The sequence below is a fragment of the Geobacter sp. AOG2 genome, assembly GCF_019972295.1.
Classification (GTDB): Bacteria; Desulfobacterota; Desulfuromonadia; order Geobacterales; family Pseudopelobacteraceae; genus Oryzomonas.
Genome location: NZ_BLJA01000001.1, coordinates 2515537 through 2536319, shown reverse-complemented (window position 1 = coordinate 2536319; position 20783 = coordinate 2515537). Strand labels below are relative to the sequence as shown.

The following is a 20783-nucleotide window of genomic DNA, read 5'->3' as shown; positions in this document are numbered from 1 at the left end:
GCTGGGCACTTTTACAACTCGTCGGTCAGTTCAAACTGTAAGGAGGCATGACATGAGCAATCTTCCCATGATAAAGACCGGGGCCGACGGAGCAAACGATATCATCCAGTTGGTCAGCTTCGAACTCGGGCGCGAGGAATACGGCGTTGACGTGCTGTCCGTGCGGGAGATCATCCGCCTGCCGGCAATTACCAAGATGCCCAATACCCCCGACTATGTTGACGGCATTATCAACCTGCGCGGGGCGGTGATCCCCATTATCTCTTTGCGGCGGCGTTTCGGTCTCATGGACAGCGAAGTGAACCGCAACTCCCGTATCCTCGTAATGGAGACTGCCGGGGGGTTACACGGATTTGCCGTTGACGCCGTGGCCGAGGTTATCCGTATCTCGTCGTCCGAGATTCAACCGGCCCCGTCAATCACGAGGGGCAGCGCTGCCCAGGAGTGCATCACGGGTGTCGTAAACCGCAGTGAGCATTTGCTTGTGGTGCTGGACCTGAACCAGCTCTTTACCTCAGAGGAACAGGCACAGTTGGAAGGCCTTGGCTGACCGGCGGATTCACCGTCTGAATGCAGAAGAGAGCGGCCTGTTTCTTTGGAGACGGGCCGTTTTGTTTGTGAGGGAATGCGGGCGGTGGTTCCTGCAAGCTGCTATCAGCACAAAACGTCCTGAGTTTCTGTCCGAATGGTATCGTGCTTTGCCTGTACCCCCCAAGTCCAAACACCCTCCCGGATCAGTGAACATTTTCAGTATTCGGTAGAGATGGATGGGTGTTGGGTAACCATATGTTGGGTAGTTTATGATTGAAGTAAAAGTTAAATTATCGTAATTATGAATTAAAATATAAAAACAATCATAATTGCAGATGCTGTTGGCTTGGATTATTTGTGGAGGAGGTGCGGTGTGGCTACAATATCCATTGAACATCTCGATGACATAATTGTCTTCAAGGTCTTCGGAGTGTTGACGCTCGATGATGTTGCAGACGCGATCAAGAACCATTACCACATGGTGAAATGTCATATTATATGGGACTTTACGGATGGGAGCGCTAACGCTCTTACACCAACACAGTTCAGACAAATATTGGCACTAGCAAACGAATATAGACCATATAACAAATCAGGTAAGACTGCTTATGTCAGCACCATTGATAGCAACTTTGGGATGACTCGTATGTTTTCGGTTATGGCGGAGATTGCCGGTTTACCGTACCCCTATGCCGCTTTTCGCTCTTTTGAAGACGCAGTTAAGTGGTTAACGGATAGTCAAACCTTTTAGATCATTTTGAGTACCCCTTTCAATCTATCCCACTTCAAATCTTTCCACATGCCAAATATGGGCTTCGATATATCCGTCAAAAACTTTCGGAGTGGTGGGCTTTCGGTTTATCTATGGCAGCCTGCGTCTTGGCTGGGAATAGCTTTGCACCTGTAACTATGTTTTCTGCATCGGTAGAATATATGAGTTAATCTACAGCACCACTCCGCGGCGGCACCTTGAGCTATCCGCTTGTCTCTTGTGCGAGGGGTTTTTAAGTCTCTCTTTGGCCTTGAGGTATGTCCCGTAGAGGTCAAGCGGGACTCGGCACTGGAACACTTCTTAAACGCAGAAAACCCTTCACCGCACTCTCCCGACTATGTGTCAGGTTGTGTGTCAAATGAAGGGTCTTGTGCTGGTAAGTAGTAATTTAAACTACTTATATGTAATGGTGGCGGCGCAGGGACTTGAACCCCGGACAACACGGATATGAGCCGTGTGCTCTAACCAGCTGAGCTACGCCGCCAAAATCATCATTGAGTAAGGCCTTACTTTTTAATTCATCCGACCTGCAGTTGTCAAGATAAAATATGCCATTCCCAGGTCGTTTTCCGGTCCCTACATCAATCCTTCCAGGTTGAAGCTGACATGGAAAGAAAAATGGTTTCCCGGCCGGTCGCTGATAGAGGTGTTGATGCTCCAACATTTTTGCCGGTATTCGACGGCATAGACCGATTCGAGAAAGCCGGGGCGGTCAAAGGAGTAGCGGGTGGTATAACCCAGGGTCCACGGGTTGAAGAATTTAGTGGTGAGCTTGGCTTCCAGGTATTCAACCTGATCACGGGACATGCGGTAGCTCACGGCGGCGCTGTTTCCTTGCTTGTCGTCCAGTTCTACACTGGGGGCTGCGCTGGAAATGTGATTGTCGTAAACGTTGTAACGGGCGTCGAAGGTCAGTTTTGCCTGGGGATGCAGCCAGGTTTCGGATTCCAGCATCAGGTCGGTCCAGGGGCGGTTGGCGTCCACCAAGGTCAACAGGTCGCGTCGCGTTCCTCCGACGCTGTAGCCTTGGGTCAGTTTGATGCGGGAGATGTCGTGGTACGCCGTGCTGTCGCCGGTCTGGAATTTTCCGCCCAGGAAACTGGTTATGGAGGCATAGATGATATTTTGGGGTACGAGCCGGTCGTTATAGTCGTAGAAGGGGAGACTTGATTGGTCGTGGCTCGGGCTGTAGGTATAGGATAACTCCGGGGTAAGTTCGTGGCGCAACTTTTTGAGGTAGACGCCACCCACCTCGTAGATTCGGCTTACCGATGTTGAGGCGCGGCCGCCAATCTCGGGCAGCAGGTCGCCATCCTCCGACCGTGTCCGGGTGCCGGCGGTATACTGGGTGGTATAGCCGCGTAGATGCAGGCCGGCATAGGCCGATGCGTTCAGGTAGCCGGGCAGGCCGGATACGAGCATCAAGCGCGGAAAGGCGTTCACGCGCTGGCCGATAGGATCGACCTCGCGGTACAGATTGGCAAAGCTGGAATCAAGATCGAAATAGACCGGCGTGGAGAAAATTTGCTGGCGGACTCCGGCCACGGAGATCTCCGGCAGGGTCTGGAGTGTGCGGCTGTTGTCCGTGGCGTAGAGATCTTCGGCGAAGCGCAGGTAGCTCGAAAGGGCGTAATGCTGCCAGGTCTTCAGGGCGTTGACGATAGTATCGTTGGACTGGCGGTTGTAGTCCCCGCTTTTTTCCCCGAAATCGCTTAGAAAGTTTCTGTCGCTGGTCAGGTTGATATCCGCTCGCAGATTCATGGTCGGCGAGAATATCTCCTTGTGGGTCGTACCCATCTGGCCGCGCCAGCGCTCCTGCAACAGGTCATAGATCAGGTAGCCCCCGAAGTGCCCTTCACTCCCCCTGGTGCGGATGTAGCGATAATCCACGCCGGTGCCGACGCCGCGCTTGGACTCAATGTCGAGATCAAGTAGCAGGTCCTGGTTGGGAGAAATGACCAGGTAGAGCGGGAGATCCAACTGAGCTCCCCGTCCGTTGGAGTAGCCGGCGCGAGGAAAGAGAAGCCCGGATTTACGGTCTTTTACAACCGGAAACGCAACCCAGGGGAGATAAAGGACCGGTACATTCTTAATATAAAAGGTCACGCCCCGGCCGACGGCATACCCCAGCAGGTTGACGTTGAGCCGATCTGCACCGAATTTCCAGCTTGGATCGGGGAGGTCGCAGGTGGTCAGCTCGGTAGTGGTCAGTTCAATCTCGTTATCGTTGATCCTGGTAATCTTTTCACCGGTGAAGGTGACATTGGACGTGGTAGAGCTGAGCACACCCTTGTCCAGTTCGCCCCGCCCGGAGTCCAGGTCCAGGCTGATGGATTTTCCCTTAAGGGTTTCATCTCCTTTGACGACAACCACATTGTCCGTGGCGTACAGTCTCCGGGTTTTGCCGTCATAGGTCGCCTTGTCGGCCGTGAGGGTCATACCCTGCCACCTGATTGTCACATGGCCGGTGGCGGTAAATAACTCTTTAGCCGTATCCTGGCTCATGGAGTCGGAGTTGATGGTGATGCCGCCCTCGGAAGGCATGGAAGTGGCACCATGACAGGGGGAAGTGGGGAGCCAGACCAGGCAGGCCAGCAGTATGAACAGGCGGGTGGGTTTCATATCGTTGCGCCTTAACCCCGTATCCCTTCAAAAGGTTGTCCGGTCAGCCACGCTTTGGTCTCTCCGACCGTGAACAGGGAGCCGCACACCAGGATCAGATCGTCGCTCCCGGCCTCACGACATGCCGCTTCAATGCCGTTGCCGACGCTCCCACAGGGCGTGGCCCGAAAGTCCAACGCTCCGAGGACTGCAGCCAGGGCTGCGCCATCCAGGGCGCGTTCCACGGCAGGGGTGACAGTGTAGGCGTGATGGACTTTGCCGCACAGAGGAGCAAACATGGCCGGGGCATCCTTGTCGGACATGACGCCCGTAACCAGCAGAAGCCGTCGGTAATGGTAATCGCCCAACGCCTCGGCCAGGGCGGCAGCACCGGCCGGGTTGTGGGCACCGTCCAAGAGCAGGGGAGGCCGGCCCGGTATCAGCTCCATGCGGCCGGGCCAGCGGGCAGCGCCGATACCGGCCTCCAAAGCGTTCGGCGGGACAGGTATGCCGGTGGCACCAAGGGCCTCTGCCGTGGCTAGGGCCAACCCGGCATTGCTGGATTGGTAACGGCCCGGTATGCCGGGGGTCAGGTTTGGCAATTCCGTGTGGAGGCCGTGGTAGCAAAGGGAGCCGGAATCCCTCCACAAGGCGCGAAAGTCATCCCCCTCGAGGATGAGGTGGTTCTGTCTCGCGACGCATACCTGCCGGATTGCTTCCAGAGCCTCGGCAGGCTGGCGGGCGGAGATCACCGTAGTCCCCGGTTCGGCGATGCCGGTTTTTTCGGCGGCGATGTGTGCCAAGGTTTTCCCCAGGTAGTCGCAGTGGTCCAGTGCTATGGGGGTGATGACTGTCATCATTGCGGGAATAATGGCGGTGGCGTCCGATCTGCCCCCCATGCCCGCCTCCATAATCGCCACCTGGACGTGCTCCTCGGCAAAGTAGAGAGTAGCAAGGGCGGTGACGATCTCAAAGAAGGTAGCCTCAGGGGGGGCCGCCGCCATGACCGTGGCGAGTAGCGTTTCAAGGCGCTCCGGGGCCGGTTCTTGCCCGTCGATACGGAAGCGTTCACTGAAGTTTACCAGATGGGGAGAGGTGAACAGGGCAGTGCGGACCCCCGCTGCGTTGAGCATGGCGGCGAGAAAGGCCGAGGTAGACCCTTTGCCGTTAGTGCCGACCACGTGGATACTGCGGAAGGAACGTTCCGGGTGGTCCAGGCGTTCCATGATGAGCCGAACCCGGTCCATGCCGGGACGAATACCGAAACGCCGGCGGGCGTAAAGTTTCTCAAGTATGCCGGCCAGGGCCATCTCAGGCTGCGGGACGATAGAGCATCTTCAGGATCGAAGCGAGTTTGGGGCGCATCTCCGTACGGGGAATGATCACGTCCACCATGCCGTGGTCCAGCAGATATTCAGCGCGCTGAAACCCTTCAGGAAGTTTCTGGCGGATAGTCTGTTCGATGACCCGCGGCCCGGCAAAGCCGATTAGGGCCTTGGGCTCGGCGATATTGAGATCTCCCAGCATGGCGAAACTGGCGGTGACGCCGCCGGTGGTGGGATCGGTCAGGAGGGATATAAAGGGGATGCCCGCCTGCTTAAGCTTGGCCAAGGCAGCCGATGTCTTTGCCATCTGCATCAGCGACAGGATGCTTTCCTGCATGCGAGCACCGCCTGAAGCGGAGATGATGATCACCGGTTGGCGCTGTTTGAGACCCCGCTCGATGGATCGGGTGATCTTTTCGCCAACCACGCTTCCCATGCTGCCGCCCATGAAGGCAAAATCAAAGCAGGCGACCTGCACGCCGATCCCATCGATGGTACCCTCGACGCAGATGACGGCGTCTTTTGATCCACCCTTGGCTACTGCGGCGTCGATTCGATCCTGATAGCTCTTGGCGTCCTTGAAATTAAGGAAGTCCACCGACTTCATGCCGGCGTCGAACTCTTGCCATGTGCCGTTGTCCAGCAGGATCTCCAGGCGCCTGCGGGCCGGGATGCGGTAGTGGTGCCCGCACTTGGGGCAGACGTTGAGGTTGGCTTCGATATCCTTGCCAAGGATGGTTTCGGAACACCCCTGGCACTTGATCCACATCCCCTCGGGGACCTTGACCTTTTTAGCGTTATTCTGCTCTATCCCTGCTTTATCCCGATTGAACCAGCTCATAATAAACCTCGCGATCCGTCAAAGTTGTTACCTAGAAAGAAGTGAAAGGGGGTGGTAGCAAAAAAGCGCCACACTGTCAAGCTCTACGATCTTATCCTTAATGTGAGATCGGCATCAGGCCGCGTTGGAGGAGATGGCCTGTTTCAGGTTGCCGACCAACCGTTTCAATTCGCTCTTAAGCTTGGTGCCGGAGTGCTGCTCGAAGAGTTTGACGATGGCACTGCCCACGACGACCCCGTCGGCCATGGCTGCCACCTCGGCGGCCTGTTGTGGGGTGGATATGCCAAAACCGGCCATGACCGGCAGGTGAATTTTCTTGCGTACCTTGGCCAGTTCGGCCGCCAGGGTCGCTGAAGTGTCCTTGCGCATGCCGGTGACGCCGGTGACGGTGACATAATAGACGAAACCGCGCCCCAATTCTGCAACCGTAGCAATGCGGTACTTATTCGAGGTCGGGGTCAGCAGGAAGATAACGTTCAGCCCGCTCTGAGTGGCATGTCGGAGAAACTCGTCGGACTCCTCGGGCGGCATGTCCACCAGCAGAACGCCGTCCACACCCGCCTGGGCGGCATCGACGGCAAAACGTTCATAACCGTAGGCGTGGATCGGGTTGAGATACCCCATTAGAATAATCGGTATGTCCTGGGAGGCCCTAACCTTGGTTACGGTCGCAAGAATCCCTGCCAGGGTGGTGCCGGCAGCCAGGGAACGCTCGGATGCAAGCTGGATGGTCGGCCCGTCGGCCATGGGGTCGGAAAAGGGGACGCCCAGTTCGATGATGTCCGCACCGGCATCGGCCAATAACCGGATCATCTCTTCAGTGGTGCCCAGGTCAGGGTCGCCAGCGGTTATGAAGGTCACTAGAGCCTTGTCGTTCTTGCTGCGGAGTGTATCGAGTCGTCGGGCAAGTCGGTCCATGTAGGTGTGGTCTCCGGGAGTAGCTTTAGTGACCTGTACGGTTAATTTATTTCTGGAAATTTCGGTCATTTTAGCCCCTGGCTGCATTACGGGTCTTCGGAATAGCCCTGGCCTGTGTCGCCACACCTTACCAGAAACTGAAATACCTCGAGATTACTCGCACAGGGTACTAAATTTTGAAACCGGCCATTTCCTTCTTTAGCAGATCAATCTGTTTCGAAAGGCTGGTGACGGCCTGCTCCATGAGGTCGGCAGCCTCGGCATTGGCGGTGGAGGATAGCTGAATGTTGCCGACGGCCTTGAGTATCTGGGCGCTGTTGGTGCCTTGGGAGCGGCATGCATCGCGAATTTGGTCGATCATCGAGGTCACATCCTCGGTGGAACGGGCAATCAGGCTACCGGCCCGGCTCTGCTCCCGGGTCGAGGTACGTACATGGATGGTCAGGTCCTTCATGCTCTCTACCGCCGACGCGATGAGATCGCTCCCGCGTGAGTGCTCGCGAGCCGAAGTGGCAATGTGGCCGACCATCTCCTCGACGCTGGTCATGGCTTCCTTAATGCTTTGGCTGCCTCGTGCCTGTTCCACGGTGGCGCGCGCTATTTCCCGAACCTGGATACTGGCCTTCTGGACGCCGTCGACAATCTTTTCCAGAGCGGTGCCGGAGTGCTGGGAAAGCTTTTCCCCCTCGGAGATGTACTGTTCCGCCAGGCTGATCGCCTCAACAGCGCGTGCGGTCTCGTTCTGCACCCCTTTGATGACGGTGGCGATCTCGCGGGTGGAGGTGCTGGTCCGTTCGGACAGTTCGCGGATCTCGTCGGCTACCACCGCGAATCCCTTGCCGTGTTCCCCCGCCTGGGCGGCGATGATTGCGGCATTGAGGGCCAGCAGATTGGTCTGTTCGGCTACTTCGTCGATGACCGAGAGGATCGTGCCGATGTCGTTGGCTTTGAGGGACAGATTTTCTATGACCTCGGCGGTGATGTGCGACGAACGACGGATGTCCTGCATGCCGGCAATGGCTTCTTCCACCGCTTTTTTGCCGGTTTCGGCGTCATTTTTTACCCCCTCGGAGATGGCCGAGGTGTCCATGGCGCTCTTTTCCACCTGCTTGATCGTGGCATCCATCTCGGCGATGGAGGAGGCCGTGGTACTGGAGGCATCCAGCAGGTTAGCGATGCTTACGTCGATCTCCTTGATGGAGGTGGCCATCTCGATAATCGAGGAACTGACCTCGTTGACCGTGCCTCCCAATTTGTCGGCGTTTATGGCCACCTCCTCAATACTGGCAGCCATCTCAAGGATCGACGAGGAGGTCTCCGAGGCAGATACGGCAAGCTTATCGATGTCGTTTGATATGTCCTGGACCGACATGTTGATGAGTTCCACCGCCTGGGAGGTTTCTGCTACGGTTTCTTTCTGGAGCTTGGCGGAGTTGACCACTTGGCGGGACGCCTTTTCGATGTTGTGGTCGATGGAGGTGAGTTCATCGGAGGCGGTATCGACCCGGGAAACCATGCCTTGCAGATTTTCTGCCATGGTGTTCATGGCTGTGGCCAAGGCGCCGGTTTCTCCGCCCGCCTTGATCTCGAGACGGCTATCGAGCCTGCCGTCCGCTACGGTACGGGCGAAATCGACGCACGCCCTGAGCGGTCTGGTGATGGAAAGGGTGATCAGGTACGAAAGGATGGCTATCAGAACGATGATGACGAGACCGGCAGTGGCCGTCGTCGTGATTTTGGTGGCGATGCTCGAAGAGGCCTGCCGCTCCGCTGTGCTGACGTCTCGGTGGAGAGTTTCTACCATTGCCGTGACGGCGGTGCTGAAGATGTTAAACCGTTGCGTTTGGAGACCGGTCATGAGATAGCTGGCCTTGAGCACGTCCCCTCGTTCGGCCGCAGGCACGACCTCGTTTAAGAGCGTTTTTTTGTACTCGGACCAGATGGTGTAGGCCTTGTTCATTGCCTCTCGTTCGCCGGGTGCATTCATGGACTTCTGGACGATGCCGAACTTGTTGTCGATATCACCGGTAAGCCGCTTCACGGTCGTAACGATCTTGTCGATGGTGGCGGGGTCGGTTTCCAGCATGAAATTCTGCATTTCATTACTGATCTGGTAGAGGTCCGATTTGAGGAGGGCAATATTTTCCAGGGCGTTGTTGTTGGCCTGGATGGTCCGATAGGTGCTCCCCCCGATCCGGACCTCATTGAGGAGCAGGATGCTGAGAATGGCCACAAGCAGAATGCCGGAGAATGCCGCCGTTGAAAGCAGCGTCATCTTGGCACGCAGGCTGAAACCGTTGCCGTTGGGCGGATTCGAAGTTGTCTGCACTTGGTGCAAGCTCCTTGCTCTGCGAAGTTATGCTTCAAGCGCCAGGGGGATGTCGCGGCCGTTGCTGTCCCGTCGGCGGTGCATCGCACGGGTCGTGTGAAAACAGGCGTACATACGGGAAAATCCGTCCAACTATAGCAGAGCTGAGGCTTTCATATCAAGCAAAAACGCCCGCGGCACGGGCCGCGGGCGGGAAGGGACGACGAAAAGGCGAAGTGTGTGTTGTACGAATTTCGTCAGGGGGTCTTTACGCCGGACTCTTCCATGGCAATACGCTCGGTCTGGCGATCCAACTCGGCCAGCATCTCCCGACGGACATGCCGAATTTTCCTCAGATAGGCATTGGCTTGCGGGCCCTGGCCGCAGTAAAGCTTTTTGGCACGATCCAGGTTGCCGTCGGCGATTTGCAGCTTGGTGAACAGCTCGCGGACAGCGGCTTCGGCACACATTTCGTCATTTTCCATGTCCTGGGGGGTGTAGCCGTGGCTTTTGGCCCGCTGGGGCATGAGCTGCCACACGCCAAGGGCTCCCTTGGAAGAGACTGCCACGCCGGAGAGGCGGCTACCGCCGGTTTCGGCCAGGGCGATTTCGGCTAGGTCAAAGGGCATGAACGGGGTGCCGAGGGTCTTGGTAAAACAGAGGGCCGCAAGTTGGCGTGCCCGGTCGGGGGTTGTGCGGCGGGTAAAGGCGGCCTCGATGGCGCTTACCTGGCGCTTTCGCTCGCTCATGGAGATACCTTTCTCCAGGAGGCTCTTGATCTCCCGGTCAAGGGGGGATTCGATGGGAGTGGTCGCAGCAGCCTGCGGCTCCGTTTTTTTGACCGGGGTGTTTTCGCAGCCTGCCAATAAAAGCAGGCATGTTAGACAGAGTAGTGTTTTTCGCATAAGAAAGAGTAGGTCGGTTGTATCGGCTTTGCCGGAATGGCGTACACGCCAGGAGGTGATGGAGGTGGCTCCGGCTGGATGCTCCTTTCTTGCTGGATTTACCCTGAAACGCCAAAGTCCCGGTTGGCCGGGACTTTGTGAACGCTGTGCGAGGTACGTAGAGCTTATACTTCATGATGATCTTTTTGTCAAGTCCAACGAATAAATAGCACACAATATCAATATGTTAAGCCTTGAATTAGTAGGCTTCGTGGCTTCCCAGCACATCCTCGTTGCTGACGGGGGCACGGAAGAGACGATATACCCAGATTTTGTAGGCGATGACTATCGGAACGCAGATCAATGCCACTACGGTCATGATTTGCAGCGTCAGCAGACTGGACGATGAGTTGAAGATGGTCAGGTTGGAGGCCGGATCGATACTGGAAGGGATTAGGTTAGGGAAGAGTCCGGTAACGCCGGTGAATACCACGAAAACAATGGTCAGGCACGAAAAGGTGAAGGCCTTGTAGCATTCTCCTTTTGCGGTAAAGAGCTTGACCAGCAGGAGCGAGGCTACGGCAATGACGGGTATGATCAGCAGGACCGGTGCCTTGAGGAAGTTGTCATACAGCTTGGTGGCCGGATAGGTGTAGCCCAGGAATACGACCGCAACCACCAGAAGCGGCAGCCAGAGTTTGTCGGCCAGGGCAGCGCCCCTCTTGCTTAGGTCGCCGGTGGTCTTAATGGCGGCGTAGAGCGAGCCGTGCACGGCAAAGAGCAGGACGAATAGTACGCCGGTTACCAGGCCGTAGGGATTGAGCAGGCCAATCAGGGTACCGTCGTAGGCGAAGCTCAAGGCTGCAAAATCGTTCCTCATGGGGATGCCCTTGAAGATATTGCCGAACGCAACCCCGAACAGCAGGGCCGGGAGGAAGCTGGAGACGATGATGGCCTTGTCCCAGGCGCCCTTCCATGAGGTGCTTTCCAGTTTACCCCGGAACTCGAAGGAGACGCCGCGTACGATCAGGGCAAACAAGAGGAGCAGCAGTGCCGAGTACAGATTGCTGAACATGAGGGCATAGGTTGTGGGGAAGGCCGCAAACGTGGCACCGCCGGCGGTGATCAGCCAGACCTCGTTGCCGTCCCACACCGGACCGACCGCATTGATCAGTACCCTCTTCTCGGTATCGTTTTTGGCCAGTACGCCGGCCAGGAAGCCGGTACCGAGCACAAAGCCGTCCAGCATGAAATAGACCGCCCAGAGTACGCCCCACAACACGAACCAGATGATCTGGAATACGGATACGTCCATTGTTTATGCCCTCCCCTGAACGTTGATGATGGTGGAAAGATCCTTGTCCGGCCCTTTTTTGGCGTATTTGACCAGCAGGAAGATGTCGATGGCGCCAAGGAGGCCGTACAGGACGGTAAAGCCCAGAAGCGACAGGGCCACCTGGGTGGTCGTAATCGATTTGGAGACTGCGTCCGCGGTCTTGAGTACGCCGTAGACGATCCAGGGTTGGCGTCCCAGTTCAGCGACGAGCCAACCGAACTGTTCTGCCAGGTAGGGGGCCGGGATAGCAAACACCATGAGCGTCAGGAACCAGCGCCGTTTTTCCAGATTCTGTTTGCGCGAGAAGAAGATGGCTACCAGGCTGGCGAGGATCATAAAAGTGCCCAGGCCAACCATCAGACGGAAACTGAGAAAAGTCGGGGTAACCATGGGGCGGAGTTCCTTGGGGAATTCCTTGAGTCCCTTGATTTCGGCGTTCGGGTCATGGAAGGCCAGCATACTGAGGGCATTGGGAACACAGATCTGTTCGATGGCGTTGCATTCCCGTGCCGGGTCCGGCAGAAGCAGCAGGTTCATGCCGACGCCCCGCTTGGTTTCCCATTGTGATTCCATGGCGGCGAACTTGGAGGGTTGGGTTTTGGCGATCTCTACGGCGTGGAAGTCGCCGGACAGGCCGACGATGATCGAGGCTACGAAGGCCCAGACCGCTGCAAGTTTGAAGGAGCGTTTGAAAAAGTCAATCTCGTTGCCGCGCAGCAGGTGCCAGGCGGAAACCCCCATAATGAGAAAGGCTGCCAGGGCATAACCGGAGAGCAGGGTATGGGTGAACTTGATCCAGCCGTAAGGGTTGGTCAGGACCGTCAGAAAATTTTCCATTTCGGCTCGGCCGTTGCGTAGCACATAACCGACCGGCTTTTGCATCCAGGCGTTGGCCAAAAGGATGATCAGGGCCGAGACATTCGTGGCGACCGAGGCCAGCCAGATAGTTATCATGTGAGCCTTTTTGGAAATCTTGTTCCAGCCGAAGATCCAGACGCCGATAAAGACCGACTCAAGGAAAAATGCCAGGGTCGCCTCAATGGCCAGCGGCGCTCCGAAGATATCTCCCACGTAGCGGGAGTACTCGGACCAGTTCATACCAAATTGGAACTCCATGGTGATGCCGGTCACGACACCCAGGGCAAAGTTGATAAGAAACAGTTTGCCCCAGAACTTAGTCATGCGGAGCCACATCTCATCCCCTGTCGTCACATACTTGGTTTCCATCCAGGCTGTCAGGATCGAGAGTCCGAGGGTCAGAGGGACAAAGATCCAGTGGAACATGCCGGTTGCCGCGAATTGCAGCTGACTGAGGGTTACGACGTCCATACTTCCTCCTTGCGAAAATAGTGTTACTGAGAGGTGCGTCCCCGAGGCAAATATAATTTGGCGTAATCAAACCACTGTTCGCAATATTATAACTATTTTTTTGAAATGCAATCAATTTATGAACAAAAAGGCCTGATTTGTCTTATTTATGGCAAAATTTTTTTGTGCGCGGTACGGAAGGAAGAGGTTATCCCTCGGCCAACTCCTTCAGGGTTACCTTGTTGAGGATGCCCCGGACCTGGGCCTGTACGTTCATCCATACGGGATGTACGTTACAAGCGGTGCTGCGATCGCAATCGATTCCGTTGACGACGCATCTATTGGGGATGATCGGGCCTTCCACGGCTTCAACTACGTCCAGGAGGGTGATCTTGTCCGCCGTACGGCCGAGGAGGAAGCCGCCGCCGGTGCCCCGGTACGACTTGACCAATCCGATCTTACTGAATTGTTGGAATATTTTTGCCAGGAAGGTGGGGGGGACGTCAACTGCCGCCGCTATGTCGCTTAAAAGACACACTTGGTCGGCAGGGCGGGATGCCAGATAAACGATGCCGCGAATTGCATATTCACCCTTACGGGTAAGTTCCATCATAGATATATAACCTCAATAGGACTTTTTATGTCTTTTTATGGTTTTTTACCTGATTTGTCAACAGGTTTTTTAAAAAGCGCAAAAGGACGAGCCAGTTTCGTCAGCGCCCGAGCATGATGCCCAGGTCTTCGGCCGTCCTGACGATCTCACCCTGGGGGTCAACCAGTTTCAGATCCCGCGTGGCGTCTTCAATGGGAACCGAGATGATGGTGCGCCCTTTCAGGCAGGCCATGTACCCGAATTCCCCGTCTGCCACCATCTCCACCGCCTTGGTGCCGAAGCGGCTCCCCAGAGCCCGGTCGAAGGTGGTGGGCGAACCTCCCCGTTGCAGATGCCCCAGCACGGTGACGCGCACATCCATATCCAGGCACTGTTCGATATGCTTTGCCACAAACTGCCCAATGCCCCCCAGGCGTTCGATAGTCTGGCGTTCGTCCGCCTCCTGAGCCACGACCCTGCAGCCGCCGGACGGGTAGGCCCCCTCCGCAGCCACAATGATACTGAAACGGCTGCCACGGGCCGAACGCCTGGTGACGGCGGTGCAGATGCGGTCAATGTAAAAGGGTATCTCGGGTATGAGGATGACGTCCGCGCCGCCGGCAATACCCGATTCCAGTGCGATCCAGCCGGCATAGCGTCCCATGACCTCCAGGATCATCACCCGGTGGTGGCTTTCGGCGGTAGTGTGCAGTTTGTCCAGAGCGTCGGTTGCCGTTTCCAGTGCAGTGTTGTAGCCGAAGGTGAAATCGGTTTCCCGCAGGTCGTTGTCAATGGTCTTGGGCACCCCCACAACCGGCACGCCTTTTCTGGAGAGTTCCAGGGCGATCTTGAGCGAACCCTCGCCTCCGACAGCCACCAAGGCGTCGATCCCCAACTCCCTGATATTTGCCACCACCTTGTCGGAGAGATCGGCGTGGATGATGACGCCGTCCTGCTCCATTGGGTAGGAGAAAGGGTTGCCGCGGTTGGTAGTGCCCAGGATCGTGCCGCCGCGTGGAAGGATGCCCCGTACGCTCTCAAGCGTAAGCGGCTTGCAAACGGCCGGGTTCAAAAGACCGTCGAAACCGTCCTCGATGCCGATCACCCGCCATCCATGCCGGATGATGGCGCTCTTGACCACGCCGCGGATAACGGCGTTCAGCCCCGGACAGTCGCCGCCGCCGGTCAGGATGCCGATGGTCTTTGCCATGGGAAACCTCCTCCAGAAGGTTGTTGAAAAACAGCCATCTTAGCGCCTGTCGGCGTCCCGCTAAACGGGATGACTACGCTATCGCTCCGTCACCGATAATTATGCTCACGCATAATTATACGCTGCCGTCCTCGAAGCCCCTTTTGTGCGGAGAAGCGCTGCTACGCCTCCGCAGGGCCTTCTGCGGATGCAACGATCTGACTATTTTTGAACAACCTGGGTTTTTCAACAGGCTCTTAGGCTGCTTCGCCCTCCGGTTCGGGCGGCGGTGCTAGCTTCTTCTTGCCGAAGATCAATGCCACCCAGATGCTGATCTCATACATCATATACATGGGGACCATGATCACGAACATGGTAATTAGGTCGGCGTGGAAAGATGCCACGATGGCGCTGACCAGGAGGGCGTATTTGCGCTTGGGCGCCAGGATCTTGTAACTGACGATGCCGAAACGCGCCAGGATCAGCGACAGGATGGGAAGCTCGAAGATCAGGCCGAAGATCAGGATCAGCCGTAGGCAGAAGTTGATGTAGGCGCTAATGTTGAACCAACTCTGGAGCCCCTCGGCCTCGTAGGAAAGGGAAAAATTGATGATGACCGGCCAGATCACGATCAGGAAGAACATGGCCCCGACACAGAAGGTGAGCGAGGCGGCGGTGATGAAGGGGACCACCATGCGCCGTTCCTTACGGGTGAGTCCGGGCGCTATGAACTGCCACAATTGCAAAAAGACCACGGGCAGTACCAGAACGAAGCCGAGCAGCATGGAGATCTTGCACTGGATGAAGAACGGCTCCAAGGGGGCGCTGTAGTTGAGGACGTGTTTCTTTTCCGGTGCGGTGACCTCCTGTTCCAGCTTGTAGCGGGTATACAGCGCCGGAGCCCGCTCCTTGACCTGGGCGTAGATTTGTTTCTTGATCTCGGTCAGGTAGGTCTTGCCGGTGAGGGGTTTTTCCACAAAGTTGAGGACGGGGCCGGAGAAATTCCAGGCAACGCCCATGCCGATGACTACGGCGACGACGATGATAACCAGCCGCTTGCGCAGCTCAACAAGGTGTTCGATGAATGGGGCAACCTTTTCTTCGTTCATACGATAAGTTCCGGTTCCTGTCCTAGAGATCTTTTTGTTTTGTTGGATCATTTCCTACCACAGCGCCCCAGTGCCATGCAACCAGTTTCGCCATGGCGGCAGTGTCAGCGCCGTTTTGCGCCACCGGGCCGTCCTCTTCCCTTGAGAGGAGCGTTCCCCTTTTCGTCTACCCCCGAGTCCCCGGTGCGACGCCCGAAACCGGGCACCTTCTTGCCTCGTATGGGTATGCGGGGATATTCCTCGGTGGAGGGCGCCGGTGCCGTGCCGCGGGTCGGCGGTGCGGACGTCGCGTGGTCCGCCAGGGTGAACTCGATGCGCCGGGTGGCCGGTGAAACCGCCGCCACCGTGACCCGTGCCTTGTCGCCGATGCGGAAGATCCGCCGCAGCCGGTTGCCCACCAGGGAGTGCTGCTTCTCCTGAAAAGTGTACTGATCGTCGTCCAGGGTGGAGATGTGCACCAGTCCTTCCACGAACAACTCCTCCAACTCCACGAAAAAGCCGAAGCCGGTCACCCCGGTGATATAGCCGTCGAACTCCTCCCCCAGATGCTGTTGCATGTACTGGACCTTCTTCATCTCCACCACGTCCCGCTCGGCCTCCATGGCCACTCGTTCCCGCTTGCTGGTGTGCTCGGCCGCCTCGCCGAGATGTTCGGTGGCAATGGCCAACTGTTTGCCGCGGCGCTTGTCCCCCTTGCTCTCGTCCAGCGCCAGGATCGCCTTGAGGATACGGTGCACTACCAGGTCGGGGTAGCGCCGGATGGGTGAGGTAAAGTGGCAGTAGCAGGGAGAGGCCAGGCCGAAATGCCCCAGGTTCTCGGCGGCGTAGCGGGCCTGCTTCATACAGCGCAAGAGGGCATAGTTAAGCATGCGCTCCTCGGGCCGCCCCTCTGCCTGGGCTAGCAGGCGTTGCAATTCTGCAGGGTTGACCCGGTCCTCGGCCAGGACAAATTCGTAGCCGAAACCGTAGATGAACTCCTGGAAGTCGTGGAGTTTGGCAGGGTCGGGGTTTTCGTGGATGCGGTAGAGGAAGGGAATCTCGCGGGCGGCGACAAAGCTAGCCACCGCCTCATTGGCAGCCAACATGAACTCTTCGATCAACTGGTGGGCCAGGTTGCGTTCGGCCCGAACGATCCCTTCGGTACGGCCGGTGAGGCCGATGACAATCTCCGGTTCAGGCAGGTCGAAGTCGATGCTGCCGCGTTTTTTGCGCATGGCCATCAGGACCAGGGCCAACGCCTTCATCTCCCCCAGCATGGGGGCCAGGTGGCGGTGCTTGTCCGTTATTTCCCGGTCGTCATCCACGATAATCTGTTTGACGATGGTGTAGGTCAGGCGGGCGGTGCTTTTAATAACGCTGGGGTAGAATGAGCTTTCCACCATGCGGCCGGTAGCGTCGAAGAGCATCTCGGCCGTCATGGTCAGGCGCTCCACTTGGGGATTGAGGGAGCAGATGCCGTTGGAAAGCCTCTCGGGAAGCATGGGTATGCAGCGGTCCGGGAAGTAGACCGAGGTGCCACGTAGGTAGGCTTCACGGTCCAGGGGGCTTCCCGGCGTGACATAGGCCGATACATCGGCGATGGAAACCCAGAGCCGGAAGTTGGCCCCCTCCCGGCGCAATGCGACGGCGTCGTCGAAGTCCCGGGCCGTCTCGCCGTCGATGGTGACAGTGGTCATGCCCCTTAGATCCACGCGCCCCTTCAATTCTCCTTTACTCACGGTTTCCGGCACGGCGTCGGCCTCGGCCAGCACGTCAGGGCCGAACACATGGGGCAGGTCGAAGCGGCGGATGACCGACTGGACTTCCACCTCCGGGTCGTCGGGCCACCCCAGTATCTCCACGATGCGTCCCTCGGCTGGCCGGCCGCCCACCGGGTAGGCGGTCAGTTCGGCCACCACCTGCTGGCCATCCTCGGCCCTGGCACGACCCTTGGGGGGGATGACGACCGCTAGGTTGAGGCGCTGGTCGTCGGAAATGACCACTGCGCCGCGCCGTGTCTCCTCATAACGCCCTACGATTCGGGTGGTTACCCGCTCCACCACGGTTACGATCCGTCCATCCAGCTTGCTGCCGCCCATGCGGCTCTGGCCGGCGGTTGCCTCCACCAGATCACCATGCAGAGCATTTTTCATGAACTTTGCCGGGATAAAGATATCCTCGCCGCCCCCTTCGGGTGCAACGAAGCCGTAGCCATCCCGATGGACCGAGATACGGCCGCGCACGGTCTTGACCTGGCCCGGCAGGACATAACTGTTGCCCCGTTGGTGGATCACCTCGCCGTTGTCCGCCATGTCATCCAACAGGTTCTTCAATTCGCGCTTCAGGTGGCGACCGCCAAAGTCGCGCAGCAGGGTCGAGAAAAGGACCGAGCCGCCGTATTCTTTGAGAAGCGCCAGGATTTGTTTTTTTGATACGGTCATAATTATGTCCCATCGTGTTTTTGTGATTGGCGCGTTACGAGCCGCATAATATGCTTTTTCCTCGCAATTTACGATATTTTCCTGTGGTATGCCTGCCTGGAACGCTGCTCTGCCTTTGATATCCTCGGGCCACCCGCTTTTTTTATCCTGACCGGTCTCGTGTAGTGGGGTAAAATAAAAATATAACACGAAACATCGAGGGAAAGGAGTGGACGGGAATGAAAGCAATACAGGTTGCAGAATTCGGGCCTCCCGAGGTCATGGTGTTGCACGAGGTGGCCGACCTTGAGCCGGGGCCGGGCCAGGTAGTGGTTACGGTAAAGGCCGCCGGGGTCAACCCGGTGGATACCTACATCCGTTCGGGGCTGTACCGGCACGCACCGGTGCCGCCCTATACGCCGGGGATCGATGCCGCCGGGGTGATTGCCGCGGTGGGGCCGGAGGTGAAGCACCGCCGGGTAGGCGACCGGGTGTATGTGGCTTGGTCCGTTTCAGGTACTTACGGAGAGAAGGCGCTTTGCGCCGAGTTTCAGACTCATCCCCTGCCCGAGGGGGTTAGCTTCGCCCAAGGGGCCGCCTTGGGGGTGCCCTACGGTGCGGCTTATCGTGCCCTGTTCCAGCGGGCCCGCGCCAGCGCCGGCGAGACGGTGCTAGTGCATGGCGCCAGCGGCGGGGTGGGCCTCGGCGCGGTGCAACTAGCCCGGGCCGCCGGGTTGCGGGTGATCGGTACGGCTGGTTCCGATGAGGGGCGTGCTCTGGTGCAGGCTCAGGGAGCCCATCATGTGCTCAATCACCACGAACCGGGTTATCTGGACAAGCTGAATGAGTTGACCTGCGGCCGTGGGGTGGATGTGATCCTGGAGATGCTGGCCAATGTGAATCTGGACAAGGACCTGACGTTACTGGCCGTAGGCGGCCGCGTGGCGGTGATTGGCAGCCGCGGCAGGATCGAAATCGATCCGCGGGACGCCATGGGGCGCGAGGCGTCGATCCTGGGCGTCACCATGTACAACGCCACGCCCGAGGACTTGGCCTCCATGCACGCCGCGTTCGTGGCCGGTTTGGAGAACGGCACCCTGCGACCTGTAGTGAGCAGGGTGCTGCCCTTGGCCGAGGCGGCAGCGGCCCATCATGCCGTCATGGAGGCCAGCACCCTGGGTAAGATTGTGCTGGTCCCTTGATAGTGACTTGGACAGCGGGTGGTGACGAAATGAAAGGGGAGGCCAACAGGTCGTCCCCTTTTCATAGATGCATAGTTCCGGGTGGTGTGTAACATCTCGGACGGAGGGGAGGCCGAGAGGGAACGTCAGAATCCGCAACCGCCCTGCTTGTGGTGGTACTTTTGGTGGTATGCCTCTGCTTCCCAGAATGTTGCTGCGGGGACGATCTCGGTCACGATCCTGCGGCGTAGTCTGCCCGAGAGGTCGAGGCGCTCCAGTGCCGTCTCGGCGGCATCGCGTTGCTCCTCCGAATGGTAGAAAATGGCTGAGCGGTACTGGTCGCCCACATCCGGGCCTTGGCGATTGAGTTGCGTGGGGTCGTGGCACTCCCAAAAGAGGTCCAGGAGTTGTTCGTAGGAGATGCGCCCGGGATCGAAGGTGATCTCCACCGCCTCGGCATGGCCGGTGGTATGGCTGCACACATCCTCATAGGTAGGGTGTTCGGTCCGGCCGCCCGTATAGCCGACCCTGGTTGCCACGACGCCGGGCACATCCATGAAGGCGTCTTCCACCCCCCAGAAACAGCCGGCGGCAAAGGTTGCTTTCTCCATGTAGGCCTCCAAAAAATAAAAGGGGGCCGAAGCCCCCCTGATTACATCATCTTTTCCATCTCTTCCGACGAGATGTCGAAGTTGGCGTAGACGTTCTGCACATCGTCATTGTCTTCAAGCTTGTCCATCAATCGCAGCATGCTCTCGGCATGTTTCCCTTCCAGCACCACCTGGGTTTGGGGGATCATGGTGATCTCGGCGTTAATCTGCTTGAAGCCCTTGGCCGCCAGCGCCTCCCGTACCTCGATGAAGGAGGCCGGCTCGGTCGTAACCTCGATCTGTTCATCCTGCTCGGCCACGTCGTCGGCGCCCGCCTCGATGGCGGCCTCGAACAGCTGTTCGAAATCCACCGACTTGTCGTAGACGATGAGGCCCTTCTTGCTGAACATCCAGGCAACGCAGCCCGCCTCGCCCATGTTGCCGTTGTTTTTGGTGAAGATACTGCGTATGTCGGAGACGGAACGGTTGCGGTTGTCGGTCAGCACCTCTACCAGCACCGCCGCCCCGCCGGGGCCGTAGCCCTCGTAGACGATCTCTTCGTAGGTAACCCCTTCCATCCCGCCGGTACCTTTTTTGATGGCCCGGTCGATGTTGTCCTTGGGCATATTCTCGGCCTTGGCCTTATCGACTGCGGTCCGCAGGCGCGGGTTACCATTGGGGTCGCCGCCTCCCAACTTGGCGGCAACGGATATCTCCTTGATCAGCTTGGTGAATATCTTGCCCCTCTTGGCGTCTGCGGCGCCTTTCTTGTGCTTGATGGTGCTCCATTTATTATGACCTGACATCCTTCCCGCTCCTTCGAAAAAGTGTGGTGTGGCTTTTTTTTGTTGCCATAAAAAGTGACAAACACTAGCATAGCGGCCACACTCTGTCCAGAG

Annotated in this window: 17 protein-coding genes and 1 tRNA gene; 3 read left to right on the top strand and 15 right to left on the bottom strand. The window is 57.6% G+C overall.

Annotation, left to right across the window (positions count from 1 at the left end; all coding sequences use genetic code 11):
- The first annotated feature begins 52 nt into the window (after positions 1–52).
- Together LDN12_RS11605 and LDN12_RS11600 are read left to right on the top strand one after the other, a co-directional pair.
- On the top strand, positions 53–550 hold the full coding sequence (locus tag LDN12_RS11605) for a chemotaxis protein CheW (protein WP_223922823.1): 498 nt from the start codon (positions 53–55) through the stop codon (positions 548–550).
- Between the two features lie 354 nt (positions 551–904).
- On the top strand, positions 905–1282 hold the full coding sequence (locus tag LDN12_RS11600) for a hypothetical protein (protein WP_223922822.1): 378 nt from the start codon (positions 905–907) through the stop codon (positions 1280–1282).
- A gap of 428 nt (positions 1283–1710) precedes the next feature.
- Here LDN12_RS11600 and LDN12_RS11595 read toward each other — a convergent pair.
- From LDN12_RS11595 to rnr, 13 genes are all read right to left on the bottom strand, one after another.
- Positions 1711–1787, bottom strand: a tRNA-Met gene (locus LDN12_RS11595).
- A gap of 92 nt (positions 1788–1879) precedes the next feature.
- Complete coding sequence (locus LDN12_RS11590) at positions 1880–3925, bottom strand: LPS-assembly protein LptD (protein WP_223922821.1); 2046 nt, start codon at positions 3923–3925, stop codon at positions 1880–1882.
- 11 nt (positions 3926–3936) lie between these two features.
- Positions 3937–5214 (bottom strand): folylpolyglutamate synthase/dihydrofolate synthase family protein, encoded by a 1278-nt coding sequence (locus tag LDN12_RS11585; RefSeq protein WP_223922820.1) that lies wholly within the window; start codon positions 5212–5214, stop codon positions 3937–3939.
- Position 5215: 1 nt separating this feature from the next.
- The gene (gene accD / locus LDN12_RS11580) at positions 5216–6070 is read right to left on the bottom strand and encodes an acetyl-CoA carboxylase, carboxyltransferase subunit beta (RefSeq protein ID WP_223922819.1); all 855 of its coding nucleotides are present in this window, start codon (positions 6068–6070) and stop codon (positions 5216–5218) included.
- A 114-nt stretch (positions 6071–6184) separates the two neighbouring features.
- Positions 6185–6988 (bottom strand): tryptophan synthase subunit alpha, encoded by an 804-nt coding sequence (gene trpA, locus LDN12_RS11575; RefSeq protein ID WP_223922818.1) that lies wholly within the window; start codon positions 6986–6988, stop codon positions 6185–6187.
- 169 nt (positions 6989–7157) lie between these two features.
- Positions 7158–9317: a methyl-accepting chemotaxis protein gene (locus LDN12_RS11570; RefSeq protein ID WP_223922817.1), complete on the bottom strand. Its 2160-nt coding sequence runs from the start codon at positions 9315–9317 to the stop codon at positions 7158–7160.
- A gap of 236 nt (positions 9318–9553) precedes the next feature.
- Positions 9554–10162, bottom strand: a complete 609-nt coding sequence (locus LDN12_RS11565) for a transglycosylase SLT domain-containing protein (RefSeq protein ID WP_275951777.1) — start codon at positions 10160–10162, stop codon at positions 9554–9556.
- 277 nt (positions 10163–10439) lie between these two features.
- Complete coding sequence (cydB, locus tag LDN12_RS11560; protein ID WP_223922815.1) at positions 10440–11495, bottom strand: cytochrome d ubiquinol oxidase subunit II; 1056 nt, start codon at positions 11493–11495, stop codon at positions 10440–10442.
- A gap of 3 nt (positions 11496–11498) precedes the next feature.
- The gene (locus LDN12_RS11555; protein WP_223922814.1) at positions 11499–12845 is read right to left on the bottom strand and encodes a cytochrome ubiquinol oxidase subunit I; all 1347 of its coding nucleotides are present in this window, start codon (positions 12843–12845) and stop codon (positions 11499–11501) included.
- Positions 12846–13032: 187 nt separating this feature from the next.
- Positions 13033–13437 (bottom strand): Rrf2 family transcriptional regulator, encoded by a 405-nt coding sequence (locus LDN12_RS11550; protein WP_223922813.1) that lies wholly within the window; start codon positions 13435–13437, stop codon positions 13033–13035.
- A gap of 100 nt (positions 13438–13537) precedes the next feature.
- Positions 13538–14626, bottom strand: coding sequence for a 6-phosphofructokinase (locus LDN12_RS11545; protein WP_223922812.1), 1089 nt, complete (start codon positions 14624–14626; stop codon positions 13538–13540).
- A 236-nt stretch (positions 14627–14862) separates the two neighbouring features.
- Positions 14863–15714, bottom strand: coding sequence for a twin-arginine translocase subunit TatC (gene tatC, locus LDN12_RS11540; protein WP_223922811.1), 852 nt, complete (start codon positions 15712–15714; stop codon positions 14863–14865).
- A 104-nt stretch (positions 15715–15818) separates the two neighbouring features.
- Complete coding sequence (rnr, locus tag LDN12_RS11535; RefSeq protein WP_223922810.1) at positions 15819–18134, bottom strand: ribonuclease R; 2316 nt, start codon at positions 18132–18134, stop codon at positions 15819–15821.
- A gap of 218 nt (positions 18135–18352) precedes the next feature.
- Here rnr and LDN12_RS11530 point away from each other — a divergent pair, with 218 nt between their 5' ends.
- The gene (locus LDN12_RS11530) at positions 18353–19315 is read left to right on the top strand and encodes an NADPH:quinone reductase (RefSeq protein WP_223922809.1); all 963 of its coding nucleotides are present in this window, start codon (positions 18353–18355) and stop codon (positions 19313–19315) included.
- 125 nt (positions 19316–19440) lie between these two features.
- Here the strand turns inward: LDN12_RS11530 and msrA are convergent, their stop codons facing one another.
- Together msrA and LDN12_RS11520 are read right to left on the bottom strand one after the other, a co-directional pair.
- A complete protein-coding gene (msrA, locus tag LDN12_RS11525) occupies positions 19441–19905 on the bottom strand; it encodes a peptide-methionine (S)-S-oxide reductase MsrA (RefSeq protein ID WP_223922808.1) in 465 nt (154 codons plus the stop codon).
- 41 nt (positions 19906–19946) lie between these two features.
- Entirely contained in the window at positions 19947–20690 is a 744-nt protein-coding gene (locus LDN12_RS11520) for a YebC/PmpR family DNA-binding transcriptional regulator (protein ID WP_223922807.1), read from the bottom strand.
- Between the last annotated feature and the right edge of the window lie 93 nt (positions 20691–20783).